The sequence below is a fragment of the Helicobacter pylori genome (assembly GCA_008032955.1).
In the GTDB taxonomy this organism is placed as follows: domain Bacteria; phylum Campylobacterota; class Campylobacteria; order Campylobacterales; family Helicobacteraceae; genus Helicobacter; species Helicobacter pylori_DC.
In genome coordinates this window covers 1,108,973-1,132,842 of record CP032046.1, presented here as the reverse complement: position 1 = coordinate 1,132,842, position 23,870 = coordinate 1,108,973, and the positions used below count along the sequence as shown (strand labels likewise).

Annotated in this window: 22 protein-coding genes and 2 pseudogenes; 12 read left to right on the top strand and 12 right to left on the bottom strand. The window is 39.7% G+C overall.

Annotated elements, in window-relative coordinates; genetic code table 11:
- Nucleotides 1-4: 4 nt before the first annotated feature.
- From D2C72_05465 to D2C72_05435, 7 genes are all read left to right on the top strand, one after another.
- Complete coding sequence (locus D2C72_05465; protein ID QEF43733.1) at nt 5-796, top strand: shikimate dehydrogenase; 792 nt, start codon at nt 5-7, stop codon at nt 794-796.
- Nucleotides 796-2,730: an RNB domain-containing ribonuclease gene (locus tag D2C72_05460; GenBank protein ID QEF43732.1), complete on the top strand. Its 1,935-nt coding sequence runs from the start codon at nt 796-798 to the stop codon at nt 2,728-2,730. The genes D2C72_05465 and D2C72_05460 overlap by 1 nt, the downstream gene beginning before the upstream one ends.
- Nucleotides 2,720-3,742 carry a hypothetical protein gene (locus D2C72_05455; GenBank protein QEF43731.1) on the top strand — a complete coding sequence of 341 codons (1,023 nt, stop codon included), beginning with the start codon at nt 2,720-2,722 and terminating at the stop codon, nt 3,740-3,742. Before D2C72_05460 ends, D2C72_05455 begins: the two co-directional genes overlap by 11 nt.
- Nucleotides 3,743-3,884: 142 nt before the next feature.
- A complete protein-coding gene (locus tag D2C72_05450) occupies nt 3,885-4,313 on the top strand; it encodes a 30S ribosomal protein S6 (protein ID QEF43730.1) in 429 nt (142 codons plus the stop codon).
- Between the two features lie 9 nt (nt 4,314-4,322).
- On the top strand, nt 4,323-4,868 hold the full coding sequence (locus tag D2C72_05445) for a single-stranded DNA-binding protein (protein ID QEF43729.1): 546 nt from the start codon (nt 4,323-4,325) through the stop codon (nt 4,866-4,868).
- 22 nt (nt 4,869-4,890) lie between these two features.
- The gene (rpsR, locus tag D2C72_05440) at nt 4,891-5,148 is read left to right on the top strand and encodes a 30S ribosomal protein S18 (protein QEF43728.1); all 258 of its coding nucleotides are present in this window, start codon (nt 4,891-4,893) and stop codon (nt 5,146-5,148) included.
- A gap of 401 nt (nt 5,149-5,549) precedes the next feature.
- On the top strand, nt 5,550-7,670 hold the full coding sequence (locus D2C72_05435) for an outer membrane protein (protein QEF43727.1): 2,121 nt from the start codon (nt 5,550-5,552) through the stop codon (nt 7,668-7,670).
- Between the two features lie 746 nt (nt 7,671-8,416).
- Here D2C72_05435 and D2C72_05430 read toward each other — a convergent pair.
- Nucleotides 8,417-8,647 (bottom strand): DUF465 domain-containing protein, encoded by a 231-nt coding sequence (locus tag D2C72_05430; GenBank protein QEF43726.1) that lies wholly within the window; start codon nt 8,645-8,647, stop codon nt 8,417-8,419.
- 118 nt (nt 8,648-8,765) lie between these two features.
- On the opposite strand from D2C72_05430, the pseudogene alaS reads away from it, so the two are divergent.
- The 3 genes and pseudogenes from alaS to D2C72_05415 all read left to right on the top strand — a co-directional run bounded on the left by alaS (nt 8,766) and on the right by D2C72_05415 (nt 12,251).
- A pseudogene (gene alaS, locus D2C72_05425) lies at nt 8,766-11,308 on the top strand (alanine--tRNA ligase).
- Nucleotide 11,309: 1 nt separating this feature from the next.
- Complete coding sequence (locus D2C72_05420; GenBank protein QEF43725.1) at nt 11,310-11,882, top strand: septum formation inhibitor Maf; 573 nt, start codon at nt 11,310-11,312, stop codon at nt 11,880-11,882.
- A gap of 114 nt (nt 11,883-11,996) precedes the next feature.
- The gene (locus D2C72_05415; GenBank protein ID QEF43724.1) at nt 11,997-12,251 is read left to right on the top strand and encodes a hypothetical protein; all 255 of its coding nucleotides are present in this window, start codon (nt 11,997-11,999) and stop codon (nt 12,249-12,251) included.
- An 81-nt stretch (nt 12,252-12,332) separates the two neighbouring features.
- Here D2C72_05415 and D2C72_05410 read toward each other — a convergent pair whose 3' ends face one another.
- The 5 genes from D2C72_05410 to D2C72_05390 all read right to left on the bottom strand — a co-directional run bounded on the left by D2C72_05410 (nt 12,333) and on the right by D2C72_05390 (nt 17,410).
- Nucleotides 12,333-13,337 (bottom strand): formamidase, encoded by a 1,005-nt coding sequence (locus D2C72_05410; GenBank protein ID QEF43723.1) that lies wholly within the window; start codon nt 13,335-13,337, stop codon nt 12,333-12,335.
- A gap of 168 nt (nt 13,338-13,505) precedes the next feature.
- Entirely contained in the window at nt 13,506-14,633 is a 1,128-nt protein-coding gene (locus D2C72_05405; protein QEF43722.1) for a carbamoyl-phosphate synthase small subunit, read from the bottom strand.
- The gene (locus D2C72_05400) at nt 14,633-15,184 is read right to left on the bottom strand and encodes a DUF507 family protein (GenBank protein QEF43721.1); all 552 of its coding nucleotides are present in this window, start codon (nt 15,182-15,184) and stop codon (nt 14,633-14,635) included. Before D2C72_05400 ends, D2C72_05405 begins: the two co-directional genes overlap by 1 nt.
- Before the next feature lie 78 nt (nt 15,185-15,262).
- Entirely contained in the window at nt 15,263-16,510 is a 1,248-nt protein-coding gene (locus D2C72_05395; GenBank protein ID QEF43720.1) for a hypothetical protein, read from the bottom strand.
- A 3-nt stretch (nt 16,511-16,513) separates the two neighbouring features.
- Nucleotides 16,514-17,410: a DMT family transporter gene (locus D2C72_05390; protein ID QEF43719.1), complete on the bottom strand. Its 897-nt coding sequence runs from the start codon at nt 17,408-17,410 to the stop codon at nt 16,514-16,516.
- Between the two features lie 365 nt (nt 17,411-17,775).
- Between D2C72_05390 and D2C72_05385 the strand changes: the two genes are divergently transcribed.
- A complete protein-coding gene (locus tag D2C72_05385; GenBank protein QEF43718.1) occupies nt 17,776-18,237 on the top strand; it encodes a hypothetical protein in 462 nt (153 codons plus the stop codon).
- A gap of 27 nt (nt 18,238-18,264) precedes the next feature.
- On the opposite strand, the gene folP is transcribed toward D2C72_05385, so the two are convergent.
- From folP to D2C72_05355, 6 genes and pseudogenes are all read right to left on the bottom strand, one after another.
- On the bottom strand, nt 18,265-19,407 hold the full coding sequence (folP, locus tag D2C72_05380; GenBank protein ID QEF43717.1) for a dihydropteroate synthase: 1,143 nt from the start codon (nt 19,405-19,407) through the stop codon (nt 18,265-18,267).
- Nucleotides 19,404-20,060, bottom strand: a complete 657-nt coding sequence (locus D2C72_05375; protein ID QEF43716.1) for a DNA polymerase III subunit delta' — start codon at nt 20,058-20,060, stop codon at nt 19,404-19,406. The genes folP and D2C72_05375 overlap by 4 nt, the downstream gene beginning before the upstream one ends.
- Nucleotides 20,057-20,599: a DNA replication regulator family protein gene (locus tag D2C72_05370; GenBank protein QEF43715.1), complete on the bottom strand. Its 543-nt coding sequence runs from the start codon at nt 20,597-20,599 to the stop codon at nt 20,057-20,059. Before D2C72_05370 ends, D2C72_05375 begins: the two co-directional genes overlap by 4 nt.
- Nucleotides 20,596-21,813 carry an aspartokinase gene (locus tag D2C72_05365; GenBank protein QEF43714.1) on the bottom strand — a complete coding sequence of 406 codons (1,218 nt, stop codon included), beginning with the start codon at nt 21,811-21,813 and terminating at the stop codon, nt 20,596-20,598. Before D2C72_05365 ends, D2C72_05370 begins: the two co-directional genes overlap by 4 nt.
- Nucleotide 21,814: 1 nt before the next feature.
- Nucleotides 21,815-22,281, bottom strand: a pseudogene (locus tag D2C72_05360) (RNA pyrophosphohydrolase).
- Nucleotides 22,282-22,441: 160 nt separating this feature from the next.
- Nucleotides 22,442-22,732 carry a cytochrome c gene (locus D2C72_05355; protein QEF43713.1) on the bottom strand — a complete coding sequence of 97 codons (291 nt, stop codon included), beginning with the start codon at nt 22,730-22,732 and terminating at the stop codon, nt 22,442-22,444.
- Between the two features lie 74 nt (nt 22,733-22,806).
- Here D2C72_05355 and D2C72_05350 point away from each other — a divergent pair, with 74 nt between their 5' ends.
- Nucleotides 22,807-23,865 (top strand): coproporphyrinogen III oxidase family protein, encoded by a 1,059-nt coding sequence (locus tag D2C72_05350; GenBank protein ID QEF43712.1) that lies wholly within the window; start codon nt 22,807-22,809, stop codon nt 23,863-23,865.
- Nucleotides 23,866-23,870 lie beyond the last annotated feature (5 nt).

The window sequence follows — 23,870 nt, the reverse complement described above, 5'->3', positions numbered from 1 at the left end:
AATAATGAAATTAAAATCTTTTGGGGTTTTGGGAAATCCCATCAAACATTCCAAATCGCCCTTAATCCATAACGCTTGTTTTTTGACTTTTCAAAAAGAATTAGGGTTTTTGGGGCATTACCACCCCATATTACTCCCTTTAGAAAGCCATATCAAAAACGGGTTCTTGCATTTGGGATTGAGTGGGGCTAATGTAACTTTACCCTTTAAAGAAAGGGCGTTTCAAATTTGCGATAAAATCAAAGGTATCGCGCTTGAATGCGGAGCAGTCAATACGCTTGTTTTGGAAAATGATGAGCTTGTGGGTTACAATACCGACGCTTTAGGTTTCTGGCTCTCTTTGGGGAATGAGGGCTACCAGAGCGCTCTGATTTTAGGCTCTGGGGGGAGCGCTAAAGCCCTAGCGTGTGAATTGAAAAAACAAGGCTTAAAGGTGAGCGTGTTGAACCGCTCTTCTAGGGGATTGGATTTTTTCCAACGCTTGGGCTGTGATTGTTTCATGGATCCTCCTAAAAGCGCTTTTGATTTGATCATTAACGCCACTTCAGCGAGTTTGCATAACGAATTGCCTTTAAATAAAGAGGTTTTGAAAGGGTATTTTAAAGAGGGCAAGCTCGCTTATGATTTGGCGTATGGGTTTTTAACGCCCTTTTTGTCTTTGGCTAAAGAGTTAAAAATCCCCTTTCAAGACGGGAAAGACATGCTCATCTATCAAGCCTCTTTAAGTTTTGAAAAATTCAGCGCTTCTCAAATCCCTTATTCAAAGGCGTTTGAAGTCATGCGAAGCGTTTTTTGATGCAAGGGTTTTTAAGAAGCCTTTTTTTTGGGGTTAAAAAGATCCCTAAGCGATTCGCTCCCCTAGTAGAAAAGGGCGTTTTAAAAGAAGCGCTTCAATCAAACAAGGATCGCTATCTTTTAAAAGAAGGCTTTGATATAGGCAAGATTGAAAGGGTAAAAAATAAGGCGTTTTTCGTTTCTTTAGCGAAAAATTACCCCAAAGACCCTTTAATCAAAAACTTACCCCCATCTTTTAAAACAGACGCTTTGATTTTATGCAAAATAGAATGTTCTAAAAAACGCCCCATAGCCTTTTTTAAAGCCGCTCTTTTTGATGCACAAGACACGATGATAGCTTACTTGGCTAAAGAAAAAAACCAGATTGTGGCTATCCCTTTTAAAGAGCCTTTTAAAAAACCCATTCTTTTAAAGCACAGCCAAAAATCCTTATTAGAATTGCCCAGGCATTGCGTGGTAAAGATCGATCTTAAAAAGCGTGAAATCAGCGAAATTTTAGGGGCTTTAGAAGACCCTTTAATAGATGAAAACCTTTCTTTAAACCTTTTTGACAGGATTAAGGATTTTTCAAAAGATTGTTTGAATTTAGCCCAACATTACGCGCAACTCAAAGCGAGCGATTTTAAAGACAGGATCAATTATTCTCACATCCCTTTTATCACCATTGACCCCAAAGACGCTAAAGATTTTGACGATGCGATTTTTTATGATCAAGAAAAAAGGGTTTTGTTTGTGGCGGTTGCTGATGTGAGCGAATTTGTGCCGAAATATTCTAGTTTGGATAAAGAAGCTAGGGTTAGGGGCTTTAGCGTGTATTTCCCTAATAGCGTGTATCCCATGTTGCCTTTGAGTTTGTCTCAAGGGGCATGCTCACTAAAAGCGTTTGAAAAACGCCTGGCTTTAGTGTATGAAATCCCTTTAGATAATTTGGAAAACGCCCGATTGTTTCAAGGCGTTATTGAAGTTAGGGCTAATTGCACCTATGAAGAAATCAACCATTTTTTAAGCACCCAACAAAGCTCTTTAGATAAAGACTTGCAACAAAGCCTTTTGGGGTTTTTAGAAATGGCTTTAAAGTTAAAAAAGGAGCGTTTAAAAAAGGGGTTTAATTTCAATTCGTTTGAAAACAAGCTGTATTTAAATAAAGAAGGGCGTATAGAAAAAATTGAAACGCAAACAGAAAGTAACGCACACACCCTTATAGAAGAAGCCATGCTATTAGCCAACCAATCTAGCGCGAATTTATTGGATAAGCATTTTCAAAATAAGGGGATATACCGCACCCATAAAGAGCCAAGTTTGGAGCAGCAAAAACGCCTCTACGATAAGCTTTTTGATTATGAGATTGTGCGCCCTAAAAACATGGGCTTTTTTTCTTTTTTAGAGCATGCTTTAAAGATAGCCAAAGAAAAGAAATTAGAAAGAGAAGTTTCGCGCTTGATCATTAAATCTCAAAATTTAGCCCTTTATAGCCCCATGCAAGAAAGCCATTTTGGTTTGGGGTTTGCTAGCTATACGCATTTCACTTCGCCCATTAGACGATACAGCGATTTAGCCTTACACAGGCTTTTAAAAGAATTGTTGTTCCATCAAGCTAAAGGCTGTTCGTATTTGTTAGAAGAAACGCCTGAATTGTGCGCTGAGTTGAACGCTTTACAAAAAAAGGCCGCTTTGATTGAAAGGGATTTTGTCAAACGCAAATTCGCTCGCTTGGCTTTAGAACTTTTAGAAAAAGAATTTTTGGGCGTGGTTTTGGAGGTTAAAGATTGGGTGGTGGTGGGGCTAAAAGAATTAATAGGGCTTAAAGTTTTAGTCAAAACGAACAAGGTTTTTAAGTCTTTAGAAAAGGTGCGCGTTAAAATCACGCATGCGGATTTGGTTTTAGGGCAAGTTTGGGGCGAAATCACAGAAAGGATTAAAGAGCATGTATCGTAAAGATTTGGACAATTATTTAAAACAACGACTCCCTAAAGCGGTGTTTTTGTATGGGGAGTTTGATTTTTTTATCCATTATTACATTCAAACGATTAGCGCGCTTTTTAAATGCAATAACCCTGACACAGAAACTTCGTTTTTTTATGCGAGCGATTATGAAAAAAGCCAGATTGCGACCCTTTTAGAGCAGGATTCTTTATTTGGAGGGAGCAGTTTAGTCATTTTAAAATTAGATTTTGCACTGCATAAGAAATTTAAGGAAAATGATATCAATCTTTTTTTAAAAGCTTTAGAGCGGCCTAGCCATAACAGGCTTATCATAGGGCTTTATAATTCTAAAAGCGACACCACAAAATACAAATACACTAGCGAAATTATCGTTAAACTTTTCCAAAAAAGCCCCTTGAAAGATGAAGCAATCCATGCGCGCTTTTTTATCCCTAAAGCGTGGGAGAGTTTGAAATTCTTGCAAGAAAGGGCGAATTTTTTACATTTAGACATCAGCAGCCATCTTTTAAACGCTCTTTTTGAAACCAATAACGAAGATTTAAGCATTTCGTTTAACGATTTAGACAAGCTAGCGATTTTAAACGCGCCCATCACTTTAGAAGACATTCAAGAATTAAGCTCCAATGCGGGGGATATGGATTTACAAAAGCTCATTTTAGGGCTTTTTTTGAAAAAAAGCGTGCTTGATATTTATGATTATTTGTTAAAAGAGGGCAAAAAAGATGCGGATATTTTAAGGGGGTTAGAGCGCTATTTTTACCAGCTTTTTTTATTTTTCGCTCATATTAAAACGACCGGTTTAATGGATGCTAAAGAGGTTTTAGGCTACACTCCCCCTAAAGAGATTGTAGAAAATTACGCTAAAAACGCCCTGCGTTTGAAAGAAGCCGGCTATAAGAGGGTTTTTGAAATTTTTAGGTTATGGCACCTTCAAAGCATGCAAGGGCAAAAGGAATTGGGTTTTTTGTATTTGACCCCCATTCAAAAAATCATTAACCCTTGAAAAATGAACTGGTTTTGAGCTTTAATATTACTAATAAAACTCAATTTAATCCAAAAACAAGCGAAAGCAAGGTATAATTGAAAGTTTTTTAACCTTGCTCTTTTTTAGTAAAAAAAGGGCTATACAACCACAAGGAGAATGGATGAGGCATTATGAAACGATGTTTATTCTCAAACCTACTTTAGTAGAAGAAGAGATTAAATCCAAAATTGAATTTTACAGAGAAGTGATCACTAAGCATCATGGCGTGATTGAAACGAGCCTGGATATGGGCATGCGTAATTTAGCCTATGAAATCAAAAAGCACAAAAGAGGCTACTATTATGTGGCGTATTTCAAAGCAGATCCGTCCATGATTTTAGAGCTTGAAAGATTGTATCGCATCAATGAAGACGTGTTGCGTTTCATTGTGATCAAATACGAAAGTAAAAAAGAAGTGGAAGCGTGGCATGCGTTAGTGGATAGGGCTAATAAAAAGCCATCACACGCCAAAGAAAAGCATGAAAAAACCGAACACGCGCATTCTCACCACGCAGAGGAAGCAAAAAGCACAGAATCTCATAGCGAATAAGGGCTTATCATGTTTAATAAAGTGATTATGGTAGGGCGTTTGACCAGGAATGTGGAGTTGAAATATTTGCCTAGCGGTTCGGCTGCAGCTACAATAGGTTTAGCCACAAGCAGGCGTTTTAAAAAGCAAGACGGCACGCTAGGCGAAGAGGTGTGCTTCATAGATGTGCGTTTGTTTGGGCGAACGGCTGAAATCGCTAACCAGTATTTAAGCAAGGGTTCAAGCGTTTTGATAGAAGGGCGTTTGACTTATGAGAGCTGGATGGATCAAACGGGCAAAAAAAATTCCCGCCACACCATCACAGCAGACTCGTTGCAATTTATGGATAAAAAGTCAGACAATCCCCAAGCAAACGCTATGCAAGATAGCGTAATGCATGAGAATTTCAACAACGCTTATCCCGCTAATTATAACGCTCCTAGCCAAGATCCTTTCAACCAAGCCCAAAGTTATGCGCAAAACGCTTACGCTAAAGAGAATTTACAAGCACAGCCGTCCAAGTATCAAAACAGCGTGCCTGAAATCAATATTGATGAAGAAGAAATCCCCTTTTAAGGGTTAAAATTAAGGAGACATTATGGAAAGAAAACGCTATTCAAAACGCTACTGCAAATACACCGAAGCTAAAATCAGCTTTATTGACTATAAAGATTTAGACATGCTCAAGCACACGCTATCAGAACGCTATAAAATCATGCCAAGGCGATTGACAGGCAATAGCAAAAAGTGGCAAGAAAGGGTGGAAGTGGCGATCAAAAGAGCCCGCCACATGGCTTTAATCCCCTACATTGTGGACAGGAAAAAGGTCGTGGATAGCCCTTTTAAACAGCACTGAATTTTTTAGGGCTAATGGGGGGCATGCCCTTTTTAATCTTATTTAATCTTATTTAATCTTATTTAATCTTATTTAATCTTATTTAATCTTATTTAATCTTGGCTTGGCTTTTATGGGGTGCTAGTGGTAAAAACGATAAAATCCCCTTTTAAACCACCCAAGCAGAAATCCCAAACATCTTTAGCGTTTGAACGCTTCATGACAAAATGAAAAAAAGCTTGAGCGGTAATTTCTTAAGCGTTATTAGGGGGTTAGTGGGAATGGTTCCAAAACACCAAAAAACTTTTTTTTTGAAACAACAAAACGCCCCATTAGTGCAAAAATCTTATCAATTCATGCTATACTAACGATTTTATAGGACTTAGGATTTACCTAACCATTTAATTTAAAAAGGAGAAAACATGAAAAAAACCCTTTTACTCTCTCTCTCTCTCTCGTTTTTGCTCCACGCTGAAGACGACGGCTTTTACATGAGCGCGGGCTATCAAATCGGTGAAGCCGCTCAAATGGTAACAAACACAGGAGAAATACAAAAGCTTTCGGATAAGTATGAAAGTTTGAACAATCTTTTAACCAAATACAGCACCTTAAACAACCTTATCCAATTATCCTCTGATCCGAGCACGATTAACGAAGTAAGGGATAATCTAGGCTCAAGCGCTAAGAATTTGCTAGATGTCAAAGCCAATTCCCCCGCTTATCAAGCGGTGCTTTTAGCATTGAATGCTGCAGTGGGGTTGTGGCAAGTTACAAGCTATGCTTTCACTGCTTGTGGTCCTGGCGAGAAGGAGAACGAAAATGGAGGTATCCAAACTTTTAATAATGTGCCAGGACAAAACACGACGACCATCACTTGCAATTCGTATTACCAACCAGGCCATGGCGGGCCTATATCCACTGAAAATTACGCGAAAATCAATCAAGCCTATCAAATCATTCAAAAGGCTTTGACAGCTAATGGATCCAATGGAGAAGGGATCCCAGTTTTAAGCAACACTAATACAAAACTTGATTTCACTATCAATGGAGACAAAAGAACGGATGGCAAACCAAATAAACCTTTAATATATCCATGGAGTCATAAGAAAGCTATTTCAACCTCGTGGGATAATACAAAATTAACACCAACAGAAACAAAGATTGACACAACCAATAACGCTCAAGAGCTTTTAAAACAAGCGAGCGTCATTATCACTACCTTAAATGAGGCATGCCCAAACTTCCAGAATGGTGGTAGCGGGTATTGGCTAGGGATAAGCGGCAATGGGACAATGTGTGGGATGTTTGCCAATGAAATCAGCGCTATCCAAGGCATGATCGCTAACGCGCAAGAAGCCGTCGCGCAAGCCAAAATCGTTAGTGAAAACACGCAAAATCAGAGCAACCTAGACACTGCAAAACCATTCAACCCCTACACAGACGCTAACTTTGCTGAAAGCATGCTCAAAAACGCTCAAGCTCAAGCGGAGATTTTAAACCAAACCGAACAAGTGGTGAAAAACTTTGAAAAAATCCCTACAGCCTTTGTAAAAGGCTCTTTAGGGGTGTGTTATGAAGTGGAAGGGGGTGAGCGTAGGGGCACCAATCCGGGTCAGACAACTTCTAACACTTGGGGGGCCGGTTGCGCCTATGTGGAACAAACCCTAACGAATTTAACCAACAGCATCGCTCATTTTGGCACTCAAGAACAGCAAATACAGCAAGCAGAAAACATCGCTGACACTCTAGTGCATTTCAAATCCAGATACAATGAATTGGGCAACACTTATAACAGCATCACCACCGCGCTCTCCAAAGTCCCTAACGCTCAATCTTTGCAAAATGTGGTGAGCAAAAAGAATAACCCCTATAGCCCGCAAGGCATAGAAACCAATTACTACCTCAATCAAAGTGCTTATAACCAAGTCCAAACCATCAACCAAGAACTAGGGCGAAACCCCTTTAGGAAATTGGGCATCGTTAGCTCTCAAACCAACAACGGCGCGATGAATGGGATCGGTATTCAAGTAGGCTACAAACAATTCTTTGGCCAAAAAAGAAGATGGGGCGCTAGGTATTACGGCTTTTTTGATTACAACCATGCGTTCATCAAATCCAGCTTCTTCAACTCGGCTTCTGACGTGTGGACTTATGGTTTTGGAGCGGACGCTCTCTATAACTTCATCAACGATAAAGCCACCAATTTCTTAGGCAAAAACAACAAGCTTTCTGTGGGGCTTTTTGGAGGCATTGCGTTAGCGGGCACTTCATGGCTTAATTCTGAATACGTGAATTTAGCCACCGTGAATAACGTCTATAACGCTAAATTGAACGTGGCGAATTTCCAATTCTTATTCAACATGGGAGTGAGGATGAATTTAGCTAGATCTAAGAAAAAAGGCAGCGATCATGTGGCCCAACACGGCATTGAACTAGGGCTTAAAATCCCTACCATCAACACGAACTATTATTCCTTTATGGGGGCTGAACTCAAATACCGCAGGCTTTATAGCGTGTATTTGAATTACGTGTTCGCTTACTAGAAGCTAAAAACCCTTTGTGAAACTCCCTTTTTTTGGGGGTTTCATTTTTGAACCCTCTTTTTTTTTTGAACCCTTTGTTTTAGGGGGGCTTCTTTTTAAGGGGTTTCTTTTTTTTAAACTTTCTTTTTTTCTTTTTTTTTTTTTTTTTTTTGAACTCTCTTTTTTAAAGGGATTTCTTTTTTAAATTCTCTCTCTTTTTTTTTGAACCCTCTTTCTTAAATTCTTTGTTTTTAAATTCTTTGTTTTTTGGGGTGGTTTAATGAAAAATCTTTTTTCTTTTGAACCCTCTCTCTTAAATCCTCTCTTTTTTTTTGGGGGATTTTGATGAAAAATCCTTTTTAGCGTTTTTAGTGATTATTTAGTAGAAAACTTGACGCTACTTTAAGCGGTAGTTTTTAAAAAGTGCTTCTTTATATTAGGGGGATTAAGTTGGAGATTAAAAGGGAGAGAACGATTTCAAAGCACTTCCTATATTCTCAAGAAAATAAAACAAAACTCAATAAAATGAGTTTTACAACAAAATGAGATCTAAAACGATAAAACAAAGTTTTAAAACCCTATTTTTAAAAATTAAAGAACATTAAAATTAATAAAGCTTATGGTGGGAATAAAGTTAAAAACAACCTAACGCTTTAACCTAAAATCAAGGCGTCAAGTCTAACTAATAAGCACTAACCAAGCGGTAAAGCCAAAACCCCCCCTTTTTAAAAAGCGTTTTAGCGTGTTTTTACAAAGATGACTAAATCTTAAACATGATCGGATTTTTGCTTTTCTCTATACTCTATGATCATGCTGTGGATTTCATCTTTTAATTTTAATTTTTGTTTTTTCATGTGGCTGACTTCAGCGTCGCTAGCGTTTTGTTGCTCGGCGGTTTTGATGTCGTCATCAAGCTGGTTGTGTTTCTCAAAAATCTTATCAAAATGCGGATTATTCGCTTTTAACACGCTGATTTCGTCTCTAAATTCATGGAACATGGTTTTCTCCTTTATTTTGGATGTTTAAAGTATAATAAACTATCTTTTTAAAAAAACAACTTAAAAGAGCTGTAAAATAGCCTTAAAATGCGCAATAAAACGACCAAAAGGAATACCCATGGACATTCGCAACGAATTTTTACAATTTTTTCAAAATAAAGGGCATGAGATTTATCCCAGCATGCCCTTAGTGCCTAATGACGCCACCTTGCTTTTTACCAATGCCGGCATGGTGCAGTTTAAAGATATTTTTACCGGTATAGTGCCGCGCCCTAGCATTCCTAGAGCGGCAAGCTCGCAATTGTGCATGCGCGCAGGCGGCAAGCATAACGATTTAGAAAATGTTGGTTATACCGCAAGACACCACACGCTTTTTGAAATGCTAGGGAATTTCTCTTTTGGGGATTATTTCAAAGAAGAAGCGATCTTGTTTGCGTGGGAATTTGTAACCAAAAATTTAGGGTTTAAGCCTAAAGATTTATACATCAGCGTGCATGAAAAAGACGATGAAGCCGTTAAGTTATGGGAAAAGTTTGTGCCTTTTGATAGGATTAAAAAAATGGGCGATAAAGATAATTTCTGGCAAATGGGCGATAGCGGGCCTTGCGGGCCTTGCAGTGAAATTTATATTGATCAGGGCGAAAAACACTTTAAGGGGAGCGAGGATTATTTTGGGGGCGAGGGCGATAGGTTTTTAGAAATTTGGAATCTGGTGTTCATGCAATACGAACGCTCTAATGATGGCGTTTTATCCCCCTTGCCAAAGCCTAGCATTGATACGGGCATGGGATTAGAAAGGGTGCAAGCACTATTAGAATGTAAGCTCAATAATTTTGATTCTTCATTATTCGCGCCCCTAATGGGAGAAATCAGCGAGCTTACAAGCTTGGATTATGCGAGCGAGTTCCAGCCAAGCTTTAGGGTAGTGGCCGATCACGCAAGAGCGGTAGCGTTCTTGCTCGCTCAAGGGGTGCATTTTAATAAGGAAGGCCGTGGCTATGTTTTAAGGCGCATTTTAAGGCGAGCCTTAAGGCATGGGTATTTAATGGGCTTGAAAGAGGCGTTTTTATACAAAGTCGTGGGCGTGGTGTGCGAGCAATTTTCTAATGCGCATGCGTATTTGAAAGAATCTAAAGAAGTAGTGATGAAAGAGTGCTTTGAAGAAGAAGAGCGCTTTTTAGAGACTTTGGAATCTGGCATGGAATTGTTTAACTTGTCTTTAGAGCATTTGAATGAAAATAAAATCTTTGATGGGAAAATCGCTTTCAAGCTTTATGACACTTTTGGTTTTCCTTTGGATTTAACAAACGACATGCTAAGAAGCCATGGGGCGTGTGTGGACATGCAAGGCTTTGAAAATTGCATGCAAGAGCAAGTGAAACGCTCTAAAGCCTCATGGAAAGGCAAGCAAAACAACGCCGATTTTAGCGCTATTTTAAACGCTTATGCGCCTAATGTTTTTGTAGGGTATGAAACGACAGAATGTTCTGCCAAAGTTTTAGGGTTTTTTGATAGCGGTTTTAAAGAAATAACCGATGCAAACCCTAACCAAGAAGTCTGGATCTTATTAGAAAAAACCCCTTTTTATGCAGAAGGTGGGGGGCTATAGGCGATAGGGGCGCGCTTTTTAAAAACAATGAAGAAGCGGCTATAGTGTCAGACACAAAAAACTTTTTTGGGCTTAATTTTTCGCTCCTTGAAATCAAAAAAGCGCTAAAAAAAGGCGATCAAGTGATCGCGCAAGTGAGCGATGAGCGCTTTGAAATCGCCAAACACCACAGCGCGACGCATTTATTACAGAGCGCTTTAAGAGAAGTTTTAGGCTCGCATGTGAGTCAAGCGGGGAGTTTAGTGGAATCCAAGCGATTGCGCTTTGACTTTTCGCATGCTAAAGCACTCAATGATGAAGAGCTAGAAAAAGTAGAAGATCTAGTCAACGCTCAAATTTTCAAGCACCTAAATAGCCAGGTGGAGCATATGCCTTTAAACCAAGCCAAAGATAAGGGAGCGTTAGCGTTATTCAGTGAAAAATACGCTGAAAATGTGCGGGTGGTGAGCTTTAAAGAAGCGTCCATTGAATTGTGTGGGGGCATTCATGTGGAAAATACCGGGCTGATTGGGGGGTTTAGGATTGTAAAAGAAAGCGGGGTGAGTAGTGGGGTCAGACGCATTGAAGCGGTGTGCGGGAAAGCCTTTTACCAACTGGCTAAAGAAGAAAATAAAGAGCTTAAAAACGCTAAGACTTTATTGAAAAATAACGATGTGATCGCCGGCATCAACAAGCTTAAAGAGAGCGTGAAAAACAGCCAAAAAGCCCCCGTTTCTATGGATTTACCGGTTGAAAAAATCCATGGCGTGAGTTTGGTGGTGGGCGTAGTGGAACAAGGCGACATTAAAGAAATGATTGACCGATTGAAAAGTAAGCATGAAAGATTGCTCGCTATGGTGTTTAAAAAAGAAAATGAGCGCATAACTCTCGCATGCGGGGTGAAAAACGCGCCCATAAAAGCGAACGCATGGGCTAATGAAGTGGCACAAATTTTAGGGGGCAAAGGGGGCGGAAGAGATGATTTTGCGAGCGCTGGGGGCAAGGATATTGAAAATTTGCAAGCTGCGCTCAATTTAGCGAAAAATACCGCTCTTAAAGTTTTAGAGGGATAGCATGGAGCTTATTTTAGGCTCTCAATCCAGCGCTAGGGCGAATCTCTTAAAAGAGCATGGGATTAAGTTTGAACAAAAAGCGCTCTATTTTGATGAAGAAAGCCTAAAAACCACAGACCCTAGGGAGTTTGTTTATTTGGCGTGCAAGGGGAAATTAGAAAAAGCTAAAGAATTACTTGCGAATAATTGCGTTATTGTGGTTGCTGATAGTGTGGTGAGCGTGGGTAATCGCATGCAACGAAAAGCTAAAAACAGGCAAGAAGCCCTTGAATTTTTAAAACGCCAAAGTGGCAATGAAATAGAGGTTTTAACCTGCTCTGCATTGATTTCTCCTGTGTTGGAATGGCTGGATCTATCGGTTTTTAGAGCGCGTTTAAAGGCGTTTGATTCTAGCGAGATAGAAAAATATTTAGAGAGCGGATTGTGGCAAGAAAGCGCGGGCTGCGTGCGGTTAGAAGACTTTCATAGGCCCTATATTAAAAGCTCAAGCGAGAATTTAAGCGTGGGGTTAGGGCTGAATGTGGAAGGCTTGTTAGGGGCGCTAAAATTAGGGGCTAAACTTTCATTATTATAAACGCTATTGTTTTATAAACATTAAAAACACTCTATCTAACTGATAAACCCCCTTGACAAACAAAAAAAAACGATATACTCTAGCATTTGATGTTTAAGGAGTTGTCATGGGGTCTTGGTCTCGTATTCTTTTATCAATCTTGGTGGTGGTTTTGGGATTAGCACTTACTGCCATGCTCATAAATTGGCATGTTTAGCGGGAATGATCTATTGTAGCTATGGCATTATTACAGATTTTAGCGCTCTATCATCTACAATGTGGTGGTCTTTATCAAAAATAACATGGTTTTGTGTGGGCTATATCGCTTTATGGGGGCTTACGCTTTTTATGGGTCGTCTTACACACTCTACAATAGAAGACTATTCGTAAAAATTGATTGAAAAAAAATTAAAATAGGGGAGAAACTAGAACCTTTAAAAACAGGTTCTAGCAAAAATACAAGGTTAGGGATTATTTCCCAAAACGCCCACCGGTGGTAGGGTAGCCATAAATAGAGCCGTCTTTGATTTTCATGTGATCTTCCCAAGGCAATTTGTATTTACCGGCCGCTAAGTCTTTGATGTAGGTTAAGCCTGCGTCATGTTCTCCGCCCGGTTTAGCCACATACCCTCTATGGCCTAGGTTGTAAATGTTGTTTTCTAAGCCCCAGCTTAAGCGAGCGTTGTCTGCCATTTTAGGATAGATTTCCCCAGTTACAATCTCCCAAGGGTTGCGGTGCCCTTGAACAAGAGTCGTGCCGTCAAAGTTACAGATTTGCCCCTCGCCAAAGTAGTAAAAGACATTATCATAGCCGGCTAAATTCACGCTCACGGTATACATCAAATTGTGCCACGCGTTGGAGCGGTTGGTCAAAATCCATTGATCATTGACTTGAGTGCTATAGCCTGAAATGCGGATATACACATTGCACCCTTTATAGGCCGCTTCTCTAGCGAGCTCTGGAATCATGCCGTCATGGCAAATGCACACGGCTAATTTTGATCCGCCCGGCCCCTCGCACACAGGCATTCCTAAATCCCCAGGATACCATGGCTCAATAGGATTCCATGGGAATAGCTTGCGGTATTTTAAAATAATTTCACCTTGCGGATCAATGATAATGGCGGTGTTGTAGGGGTTTTTGTTAGAATCAGGATTGCGTTCCATGATTGAAAAAACACCATAAACTTTCGCCTCTTTACACGCTTGAGCGTATAGCTCTGTCTCTTTACCCGGGACATCTAATAAAAACTCTTCGCTAAGCCACTTAGCGGTATTCAAACCTTGCGTGCTATACTCAGGGAAAATGATAAGCTCCACTCCCGGATACCCCGCTTTAGTCGCATGCAAGGTTCTAATAATGCTTTCAATATTGTGATCAATATCCTTACGGCTATTGACAATTGGCACAGGAAACTGAATGGCTGCCACTAAAAACCCTTCAATAGGTTTGCCCATACTACCGATACTTCCCATAATAACTCCTTCTAAAAGTTTTGTCGCAATAACAATAATAATTATTGCGAGAGAATGCTATTGCAAGAGAATTAATTTAGAGTAAATGCGAGATTTTTTGATAAAAAGATTTAAATCTATTTTTGTAAAGCGCTTTTTCAACCTCTATAGGCGCTGTTTTAAAAACCCCTAAAAACCCTTTAACAATTCCACAAATTCTTTAAAAATATAGTGGCTCTCTTTGGGGCCGGGGCTGCTTTCTGGGTGGTGCTGGACGGAAATAATGGGAGCGTTTTTATAACGCACGCCCTCAATGGTGTTGTCAAAAAGATTGCGGTGCGTGATGATAGCGATTTCTTCAATTTCTTCAGGGACGCAATAGTTGTGGTTTTGCGCGGTGATTTCAACGGCGTTTGTTTTTAGGTTTTTAACGGGGTGGTTGCTCCCATGATGGCCAAATTTGAGCTTGTAAGTGGGATAACCTTGCGCGATAGAGAGCAATTGATGCCCTAAGCAAATGCCAAACATGGGGATTTTAGCGTCAATGAGTTGCTTGATTTCGCCAATTTCTTGTTGCAAGCTCAAAGGATCGCCCGGCCCGTTAGAAAGAAAAATCCCGCTAATTTCTTTTTTTTCATAGGCCTTAATCAGCTCGTTAGCTTTAGTGTAGTGCGGGTAAATAAGGGCTTTTAACCCCACATTTTGAAGCTCGTTTAAGATATTGCCCTTAGCCCCAAAGTCTAGCACCGCGATAATTTTATGCGGAGTTTTTTCATCAAAAGGCTTGTAATCTAGGGTTTTGAAATCAAAAGTAGCGTGCTGGTGCGTGATGATTTTTGGCGTAGAAACGCTAGACACTAGGGGGGAGTGGGAAATTTTAGGGGCGTTTTTTAAAATTTCTTCAAGTTTGTTTTTGTTATGCTCTATCGTGGAAGCGACCATCATCAAGCACCCATGATGGCGTAAGGTTTTAATCAAACTCCTGGTATCAACGCCACAAATCCCTAAAACGCCACGCTCTTTCAAATAAGCGCTCAAGCTAAAATCCGCCCTTGAGTTAGAAAAAAATTCGTTGTAATGGCGCGCTAAAACCCCTGCGCATGAAAAAAAGGATTCATCATCTTTAGAATTAGCGCCCACAACCCCAATTTCAGGCATGCTAAAAACCACAAATTGCCCCTTATAGCTAGGGTCACTAATGACTTCTTGATAGCCGCTCATAGAAGTGTTAAAAACAAGCTCGCCCGCTTGCGTGCCGCTAGCCCCAAAACTTTGCGCTTGCAAAAAAAGCCCGTTTTCTAAATAGAGAGAGACCATTATAAAAAGCCCTTACGCCTTAATTCTTCTTCATAGAGCCTTTCAAACACCAACTCGTATTCATCGCTCCCTACGGGCAGTTTGCGTTTGTAATGCTTGATTTTTTCATGCACTTCATTTTCAATGCTTTCATACGCTTTAGAATAGGTGTCAATAGATTTGTAAATCAAGTTTCTTATCAAATTCTCTGACACGCTAAACATGATCAAATCCTCATCTAGGATTTTATTCAAAATCTGGTGCGACAAATCGTTGCACCTTTCTTCCCAAAACAAATGGAAGCCCTCTTTTTGAGCGATCTGTCTTTTAATCATCCAAAAAAGCTGCCTTTCATCCATCCGCATGAATTCTATCTCATCGGTGTTTTCTTCTAAAAGCTCTCTGGCTTGCTCATCTATGGCGTTTTCTTTTTTAACGCTTTTTTCCAAAATCCCTTCTATCAACTCACACAATAATTCTCTAGGGGCTTTTAATTCTAATAGTTTTGAATGGATAAAGTCGTTGGCAATCTTATGGCTTATATGGTTTATATGGGTTAGTTTGAGTCTCATGATTTTTCTCGCGTATTTTATTTATTTTTAGAGTGTATTTTATCGTTTTTTAGATAAAACGCTTTTTAAAGAATTAATTTAATGGTGCACCAAACTATAGGATTGTAGAATTTTATCAGCGTAGATGATTGTAATATCCGGGCGTTTTTTAGAAATCTTAGTGTTAATCAGTCTTAACCTCCCCCCTTCTTTAATGCCATAGAATTGGAGCCTTAAAGCGAGTTGTTTATCGTTAGTGCGGATTTGATGAATGCCCCTTAATTGCAAGGCTGTAGCGACTTCTTTGGCTAAGAAATGCCGGTTTAATAATTTTTCATTAGCGCCAGAAATTTTACTCCCCCATAAAAAAAGCGTTTCAGTGAGCATTAAAAGATACAAACTAAAAACGCGCAAATAATACTGCCCCCTAAATTCCTTCAAACGCACCCTAAGGCTATTTAAAACGCTTTTAACAAACAAAGGCAAACCGATTAACGCTAAGGGGGCGAAAGTTTTTAAATCTATCTCTTGGCGCATGCTCAAAAGCAAAGGGAAAAGCCAACCGCTTGCGCTCATAAAGGCTAGTAACGATGGCTTTTTATCCAAAAGGGCTTTATAGAGCGTATAAGGGTAGTAGAGGAACAATAAGGGCGAGTATAAAAGCATGAGTTCTAAGCATGTGTCTATAAAATACCCACTAGGCAATCCCTTATTGAAACTCCCGCTAAAAAGAGCGGTATTCACGCTTAAACCCACCAAAATAAAGATCGCGCTCTTAAAATAGCGTTTTCTTAAAGCATAGGCAAAAACCCCTAGTAAAAGCGGGATGAACGCGCCGTCTAAAAACGCGCAAGCGCTAAGGGTTAAATAAGGGATTTTTTGGGTTTTGATATACAAATAGCTGACCAAAAGCCCAAGGCTTAACACCAGCACGCTTTTAGCCAGTAAAATCGCAAAGAGATTCACTCCAGGCAATAAAGCGTAAGTCAATACCACATAAAGAGCGTCTTTAGGCTTTTTTAAAATCTTTCGCCCTATCAAATAAAATAAAAACATGTTGATGATATGAGCGATCAAAAAAGGCAATCTTAAAGCCAAATCGTTTTGACCCAAAATTTCAGTGCTTTTTTGAGCGATTCGAACAAACCATGCGCTGCTATAAAAAAAATCCTTCGCTTCATTGTAGCTGATAGAAATTTCTCCACTCATCAACAACCCCAAAGCTAGGACTAAAAAAACCATGACGATAAAGACTAAATCGCTTAAATCAAAGCTTCTTGTTTTTTTCTCTGGATAAATAAAATAGCGGAAATATAACAGAGCGCTTTGTAAGGGGCTTAGTTGCATGATTTAAATTTTTTTTAATTCTTTTAAAAGAGCGGGCAAAGCAATGAGTAAACCTGAACATAAAATCAAAGCCACCCCTAAAGAGCTTTTAAGATCCAAAAATTTATCGCCCAAATACAGCCCAAACAACAGCCCCCAAACAATGCGGGTATATTCAATCGGGGCAATGATCCCAGCGGGTGCGTTCATGTAAGCATAAGTTAAGAAATACTGCCCTAAAGTCCCGCTAATCCCTATTAAAGAAATCCACAAAATATCCTCTTTTCTAGGGATATGAATGCCTGTGGATAAAAAAGGAATATCAATGAACATGCCCGCTAACCCAAGAAGGCTCATGCCAAAGGCGAACGCTAAAATCACGGCTTGCTTGTCATAATATTCCCTCAAATCCCTTAAAGTGATATACGCTAAAGACACGAAGATCCCGCTCAATATGCCCATAAAAATTTCAACCGGCCCCACATTTTCCACGCTAGGATCGGAGATCAACACCACCCCCACTAGCCCAATGCATGCGGAAATTAACGCGCTTCTTTTGAGTTTTTCTTTCAAAAGCAAAGGGGAAAGAAGCACCGTATAAATCGGCGCGCATTGCGAGAAAGCCGTCGCTGTAGCGAGCGAAATTTTTTCAATATTATAAAAAAACGCTAGCATGGCCAAGCCCCCCACAACGACCCTAAAAGCGAGCTTTTTAAAACCGCCTTGTTTGTAACTCTTTAAGCGGTAGGGTTTGAAAGGATAAACAAGCAAGAGCAAAAGCGTCATGGTAATGGAGCGGTAAAACACGTTTTCCATAGGGGAAAAATAATCAGCTGTGATTTTAACAAACGCGCTCATGATCCCAAAGCATAAATTCGCTAAGAGTATCATTGAAACGCCAAATAAAATGGTATTACGCATGCCCTTTACCCATAAAGATTTTTAGGGTAGTTTAACCTAAAATCTCTAATTAAGTCTTAAAGTTTTTAAGCTTTAAAAGCATGAAAGTTGCATTGGTTGGTAAAATCATGTTATAACAATGTTCTAGGAGTTTTACCTTTTATTTTATCTAGAATCATTCTAGAAGCTTCAGCATTTCAAACTCCTTATAGAAATATGAAAACATAAAAACACGAATCCTTTTTGAAAATAAACTCCTAGACCCTTTTTAAAGGGTTTGAACGCCACTATTAGAAAACTCTTTTAAGCTTTTTAAATTTTATGAGTCTCATTAGGGAATGGATTTTGCTTAATATTAGCGTAAAATTCAATTTTAGGAAATTCGCATGGCTGTTTCTTCTATCAATCAATTTGATTCTAATCTCTATGGGCTTTTAAACGCTAAAAGTGCTCCTAAAGAAGACCTAGCTCCTATTGAAGGTGCAGAAAAAATAGAGCGAGAAAAAAAGGACGCTCCAACAGAAAACCTCCCCTTTAACCCTGACAAGCGAGAGACTTACGGCTTTTTGGTTTTAGAATTGATGAGCGATAGAGAGTATGAGGCTTTTTTAAGGGCTACGGCTGGAATGGATGAGAGCCAGAAACGCCTTGCTGCTCAGTCGCTCTATAGTTTGACGGATTTTTATAACGGGAAATTCTCTAAAGAAGTGGAAAACGCCCCCAAACAACCGATAAATGGCTTGCACAAAAAAGCCCTACAAACCTTTAACGCTACCAACCATAACGCTTTTTTGCAACGCTATCAAAACGCTTATAACAACCCTTCAACGATGGATGTTACCCTTTAAAAAGGGGTTAGGGTTGAGGCACTTTTTTTAATCCGTTTCTTCCAAACTCTTAAACACTTTGATTAAATCTATATGCTCATCAATATCATGTGCTCTTAAAATACTCGCCCCATTTTGCAACGCCATTAAATGCAAACTCAAAGTGCCAGCGAGCCGGTTTTGAACTTCACGCCCAGTGATAAGCCCGATCGTGTTTTTACGGCTCGCTCCCACCAATAGGGGTTTTTTGAATTTAAGAAAATGGCTTAAATGCTTGATTAAGGCTAGATTATGCTCTTTTAATTTAGCGAATCCAAACCCAATATCTAAAATAACATCTTGAAGCGCGTATTTTTCTAAAACCTCTAGTTTTTCCTTAAAAAAGCGATCCATTTCATCAAACAGATTGTGGTAAAAGACATTTTCTTGCATGTCTTTGGGGGTTTTTTGAGCGTGCATTAAAACGCAAGTGGGCTTGTAATCTCTTGCGACTTCTAGCATTTCAATACTATTAAAACCGCTCACGTCATTAAGGATGGAAAAACAATGCTCCAAAGCCATTTGGGCCGTTTTGGCATGGTAGGTGTCTATGCTAAAATGGGCGCATTGGTAGAGTTTTTGGGATTTGATTTCTAATAAAACTTCTTTCAAGCGCTCTTGCTCTGTTTTTGGATCAATGATTTCACTCTGTGGCCTTGAACTGGCCGCGCCTATATCAATGAGCGTGATACCCTTTTCTAGCCATTGATAGATTTCTTCAAGCGCTTTTTTGCTACTAAAACGGCTCTTTTCATAGAAACTATCCGGAGTCAAGTTTAAAACCGCCATGATCTGTGGGGTGTTAGGCTTTTTGGCTTTGAGGTGGCTTTTTAATTCTTGCGCTAAATGTTTAAGCCCAAAGGGTTGGGAATGGCACTTCACAATAAGGCGTTCTAATTGCTTAGCGCTCACAATCAGCACCCCATCATAAAAAGGCTCTTTAGCCAAAATACAATCTCTTGGCGTGGCAAAATCGCCCCCAACGCTTATGGCCTCTTGCTTTAAAATCAATGCAGCGCTTAAGGGCAGGTGTTGGATTTCAAAAACAAAGCTGACGCCTTTTTGGCGCATGCGATCTTGCGCGATCTTTTCTGGGCCTATTTTTTGCAGAGCGTTTTTGAGCACATCAGGGTTAAGGCGTTTTACAATCATGGCGTTTTCTTTTTGGATAAAAGGCTTAAAAGCAGGGGTAAAAGATTATAGCTGAGCTTGTAATAAGAGCTGTTAGCCTTGATCGCTAAATCAAAGGCTTGCAATTCTTGCTCGTTTAAGGGGATCTTATGCCTGTTGATACTTTCTAATAGGCTTTCAATTTTTTCCCTCTGATTTTCTCTGGAATCAAAATTTTCTTTGTCTAAATTTTTCAAAAACGCATAAATGTCTTTCAAATCCAGCCTGGATAAATCCAAATCCAAAGGTTTTAGGGGGATTTTTTGGCGCTTGTCTTCTTTGATTAGGCGGGATTTAATGGTGGCTAACACATGGTTTGGGCTTTTAGCGAACATGATAAAGCAAACGTTATTCGGGGGTTCTTCTAAGATTTTTAAGAGCGCGTTTTGGGCTTCTACGCCATAACTAGGAGCAGCGATTAAAAAGGCGTTCAGTTCGCTGTGTTTTAGGTGAGCCTTTGAAATCACTTCTTTAGCATGCTCTATTTTAAAATCCTTGTTAAAAGTTTTGATCACCTTTTTGTCTTTTTCAATAATTTCCGTGTAGAATTTAATGTGGTGTTTGAAAAGGCTTGCGGTCTCTTCTAGGCTCTCTTCAAGATTGTCCGTATAAATAAGGCGGTTGGAGTTTTTCACAAAGCAACCTTATTGTATAGCGTGCTAAAAAGCGCGTTTTCAAAGAGTTTGAAGAGTTGCAATAATTTATAATCTAACAAGCTATCATGCTCTTTTAAAAGCAAGCAATCTTCTTTAAGCTCTTCAAAAAGCCATAGAAAACTAGGGATTTTACTCAGTAGTAAGGTTTTTAAGCCTTCATTTTCAATTTTCCCAACATGCCAAAACATGGGGTTTTGATAAGTCATCTCTATGGTGGCCAGAGAGAGATTCGCATCGTTTTTGGGGTAGAAAGAAGAAGCGTTAAAATCAATGACGGACAATAAGGGGCGCTCTTTTAAGTCTTTGGGGTTGAGATTAGAGAGAATATAGTTTAAAAACCAGCGCCTAGAAGAATCCGCGCTCACCAACAGCGATCCGCCATTAAGCACATGCGAAATGGTTTGCGCAATGAGCTTGGCATAGCTTGATCGCTCTAATTCCAACCACCCGCTTTGTTGGGCGATAAATTCCCCCTGATCGCGCACAAATTCCTTGATCCAGTCGTAGAAATTTTTCATTGATCTAATTGATACACCGCATGCAAAGTTCTAACGGCTAATTCAGCGTATTTAATGTCAATCAAAACCGAAATTTTAATCTCGCTTGTAGAAATCATCATGATATTGATATTGTCTTTGGCTAGGGCTTTAAAAGCGATACTCGCTACCCCAGAATGCGACTTCATGCCCACGCCCACTATGGAAACTTTAGCGATATTTTCATCATAATCAATGGAATCCATTTGCGCTAAAAAAGGCTTTAAGGCTTGCTTGGTTTCTTCTATTTGGGTTTTAACGATCGTAAAATCCAAATCGGTTTTGCCGTCTCTGCCGATCGTTTGGACGATCATATCCACATTAATGCGATACTCCGCTAAAGCGCCAAAGATTTCAGCGGCAATGCCAGGCCGATCTTCCACGCCCTCCATGCTCACACGAGCCTGATTCTTATCCAATGCGATCCCACTCACTATAGGGGTTTCCATGCGTTCTCCTTTAAAATCTTTTTCAGCGACAATGAGCGTGCCTTCGCTATGGTTAAACGAATTGCGAGTCACTAACTTCACGCTGAGTTTTTTGGCTAATTCTACCGAGCGGTTTAATAAAACTTTAGCCCCCATAGAAGCCAGTTCAAGCATTTCATCATAGCTGATTTGCGCGATTTTTTGAGCCTTTTCTTCAATGCGCGGATCAGTGGTATAAACGCCATCCACATCCGTATAGATTTCGCACAAATGCGCTTTTAAAGCCCCGGCCAAAGCGACAGCGCTCAAATCGCTCCCCCCACGCCCTAAAGTCGTTGTTTCGCCCTGAATATCAGCGCCTTGAAACCCAGCGATCACCACAATGTAGTTTTTTTCTAAAAGCTCTGTGATGCGTTTAGTGTCAATGGATTGGATCACGGCGTTTTGAAAATGCGAGCTGGTTAAAATACCCGCTTCTTTCCCGCTCAAGGAAATGGCTCTATGCCCATACCTTTCTAACGCCATGCTCAAAGCCGCACTTGAAATCCATTCCCCCGTGCTGACAATCCTGTCCATTTCTCGCTTGTTAGGGTTATGGCTAAAATTCTTGCCAAATTCTAAAAGCCTGTCGGTTTCGCCGCTCATTGCTGAAACCACCACCACGACTTGATGCCCTAATTTAACGCTTTCTAAAACCCTTTGGGCGACATTGTGGATTCTTTCTATGCTGCCCATGCTCGTGCCGCCGTATTTTTGAACGATTAACACCCTATAAATACCCCTCTCTTTTGAAATAAGCGATGACTTGGCGGTACACTTGGCGTTTGAAAGGAACGATTTTTTTAAGCAAATCCTTAAGATGGATGAATCGATAAGCCCTAAATTCTGGCGTGTGTTTGTTCAAATCAATGTTGTTCGCATGCTTTAGGCGCACTAAAAATAGCGTTGCTTTTGCCCATCAAACGAATAGAATTTATGCTCCATGTTGCTTGGGAAATCATAGGCGATCCATCTGGGGTATTGCCCTAAAATCTCTATTTCATTCGTGCCAATTTCTTCTAGTAATTCTCTATAAAGCGCTTCTAAAGGGGTCTCTCCTTCATCAATGCCTCCTTGGGGGAATTGCCACGCCCCTTCAATATCTATGCGCTCAGCGATAAAAACTTCGCATGCGTTAGGGTAGTCTGGCGACATGATAATGGCCGCAACATTAGGACGATATTTTTTATGTAGCATAGGTCTTTATTTTACTCTTTCTTGTTTGATTAAGATGGTATTATAGTGTATGCTGACTTTAAGTAGGGTTAAGAATGCCATTAAAATCAAAAATTAAGAAAAAAGGGGTTTGAAACTAATTTTAATAGCGCCCAAATAGCGCTACTAAAATTAAGAGAGTTTATTTGAGAGTGGGGATGTATTTGGCTAAAGCTTTGATGTCTTCATCGCTTAATTTTTTAGCCTGCGCGGTCATGACAGGATTCTTGTTAGCACCGTTTTTAAAAGCCATAAGATCCTCTTCAATCTCTTTTTCACTCATCATGTTAACGATTTTGCTTTTACCTAAAGCTTTCTTTTCAAATTTAACCCCATGGCAAGCGGCACAACCTTTTACAAGAGTCTTAACATCGGTTGCCATTAAAGCGTTTGCGAACGCCAAAACGCCTAAAGCCACAATAACCTTTTTCATCGTCTGTCTCCTTGATTACCAAAATAATCATAAAATGATACAATTACAAGTTTAAGTTTTGCTTAAAAAATGAAATGAAAATGGGAGAAATAAATATGATTTTATACATTCATATCCCCTTTTGTGAAAATAAATGCGGTTATTGTGCTTTCAATTCCTATGAGAATAAGCATGGGTTAAAAGAAGAATACATTCAAGCGTTGTGCCTGGATTTAAAGCATGTCTTAAGCCAAACCCATGAAAAAATTGAAAGTATTTTTATTGGCGGCGGCACGCCCAACACTTTAAGCGTGAAGGCTTTTGAAAGGATTTTTGAAAGCATTCATCAACATGCGTGCTTGAGCATGGAATGTGAGATCACCACTGAAGCTAACCCTGAATTGATTTCTAAAGCTTGGTGTCAAGGCTTAAAAGATTTAGGGATCAACCGCTTGAGTTTAGGGGTGCAAAGTTTTAGGGAAGATAAATTGTTGTTTTTAGAGCGCCAGCATTCCAAAAATATCGCTCCTGTGATAGAAACTATTTTAAAAAGCGGGATTGAAAATATCAGCATTGATTTGATTTATAATACCCCATTAGATAATGAAAACTCTTTAAAAGAAGAATTGAAACTCGCTAAAGAACTCCCTATCAACCACTTGAGCGCTTACGCTTTGAGCGTTGAAAAAAACACGAATTTAGAAAAAAACGCCAAAAAACCCTCAAGCGTGGATTTTGACAATGTGGTGAGAGAGGTTTTAGAGGGCTTTTCTTTCAAGCAATACGAAGTGTCTAATTACGCTAGAAATTATCAAGTCAAACATAATTTGGCTTACTGGGGGGCTAAAGATTATTTAGGGTGTGGGGCTGGGGCTGTGGGCTGCGTGGCGAATGAGCGCTTTTATGCGAAAAAACTCATAGAAAACTACATTAAAGACCCCCTAAAACGCCAAGTTGAGACGCTTAATAAACAAGACAAGCGCTTAGAAAAGCTGTTTTTAGGCTTAAGGTGTGAGCTGGGGGTTGAGCTTAGTTTGTTAGATGAAAATAAAGTAAAGCTTTTGATTGAAGAAAACAAGGCTTTCATTAAAAATAACCGATTGATAGCGAGCGATTTTTTCATGGCCGATGAAATGGCTTTGTGGCTGTTGTGATTGTA

Bases quoted from the DNA above. Each gene is read 5' to 3' on its own strand.
- D2C72_05465 (QEF43733.1), top strand. From the start codon at position 5: ATGAAATTAAAATCTTTTGGGGTTTTGGGAAATCCCATCAAACATTCC.
- D2C72_05460 (QEF43732.1), top strand. From the start codon at position 796: ATGCAAGGGTTTTTAAGAAGCCTTTTTTTTGGGGTTAAAAAGATCCCT.
- D2C72_05455 (QEF43731.1), top strand. From the start codon at position 2,720: ATGTATCGTAAAGATTTGGACAATTATTTAAAACAACGACTCCCTAAA.
- D2C72_05450 (QEF43730.1), top strand. From the start codon at position 3,885: ATGAGGCATTATGAAACGATGTTTATTCTCAAACCTACTTTAGTAGAA.
- D2C72_05445 (QEF43729.1), top strand. From the start codon at position 4,323: ATGTTTAATAAAGTGATTATGGTAGGGCGTTTGACCAGGAATGTGGAG.
- rpsR (QEF43728.1), top strand. From the start codon at position 4,891: ATGGAAAGAAAACGCTATTCAAAACGCTACTGCAAATACACCGAAGCT.
- D2C72_05435 (QEF43727.1), top strand. From the start codon at position 5,550: ATGAAAAAAACCCTTTTACTCTCTCTCTCTCTCTCGTTTTTGCTCCAC.
- D2C72_05430 (QEF43726.1), bottom strand. From the start codon at position 8,647: ATGTTCCATGAATTTAGAGACGAAATCAGCGTGTTAAAAGCGAATAAT.
- D2C72_05420 (QEF43725.1), top strand. From the start codon at position 11,310: ATGGAGCTTATTTTAGGCTCTCAATCCAGCGCTAGGGCGAATCTCTTA.
- D2C72_05410 (QEF43723.1), bottom strand. From the start codon at position 13,337: ATGGGAAGTATCGGTAGTATGGGCAAACCTATTGAAGGGTTTTTAGTG.
- D2C72_05405 (QEF43722.1), bottom strand. From the start codon at position 14,633: ATGGTCTCTCTCTATTTAGAAAACGGGCTTTTTTTGCAAGCGCAAAGT.
- D2C72_05400 (QEF43721.1), bottom strand. From the start codon at position 15,184: ATGAGACTCAAACTAACCCATATAAACCATATAAGCCATAAGATTGCC.
- D2C72_05395 (QEF43720.1), bottom strand. From the start codon at position 16,510: ATGCAACTAAGCCCCTTACAAAGCGCTCTGTTATATTTCCGCTATTTT.
- D2C72_05390 (QEF43719.1), bottom strand. From the start codon at position 17,410: ATGCGTAATACCATTTTATTTGGCGTTTCAATGATACTCTTAGCGAAT.
- D2C72_05385 (QEF43718.1), top strand. From the start codon at position 17,776: ATGGCTGTTTCTTCTATCAATCAATTTGATTCTAATCTCTATGGGCTT.
- folP (QEF43717.1), bottom strand. From the start codon at position 19,407: ATGATTGTAAAACGCCTTAACCCTGATGTGCTCAAAAACGCTCTGCAA.
- D2C72_05370 (QEF43715.1), bottom strand. From the start codon at position 20,599: ATGAAAAATTTCTACGACTGGATCAAGGAATTTGTGCGCGATCAGGGG.
- D2C72_05355 (QEF43713.1), bottom strand. From the start codon at position 22,732: ATGAAAAAGGTTATTGTGGCTTTAGGCGTTTTGGCGTTCGCAAACGCT.
- D2C72_05350 (QEF43712.1), top strand. From the start codon at position 22,807: ATGAAAATGGGAGAAATAAATATGATTTTATACATTCATATCCCCTTT.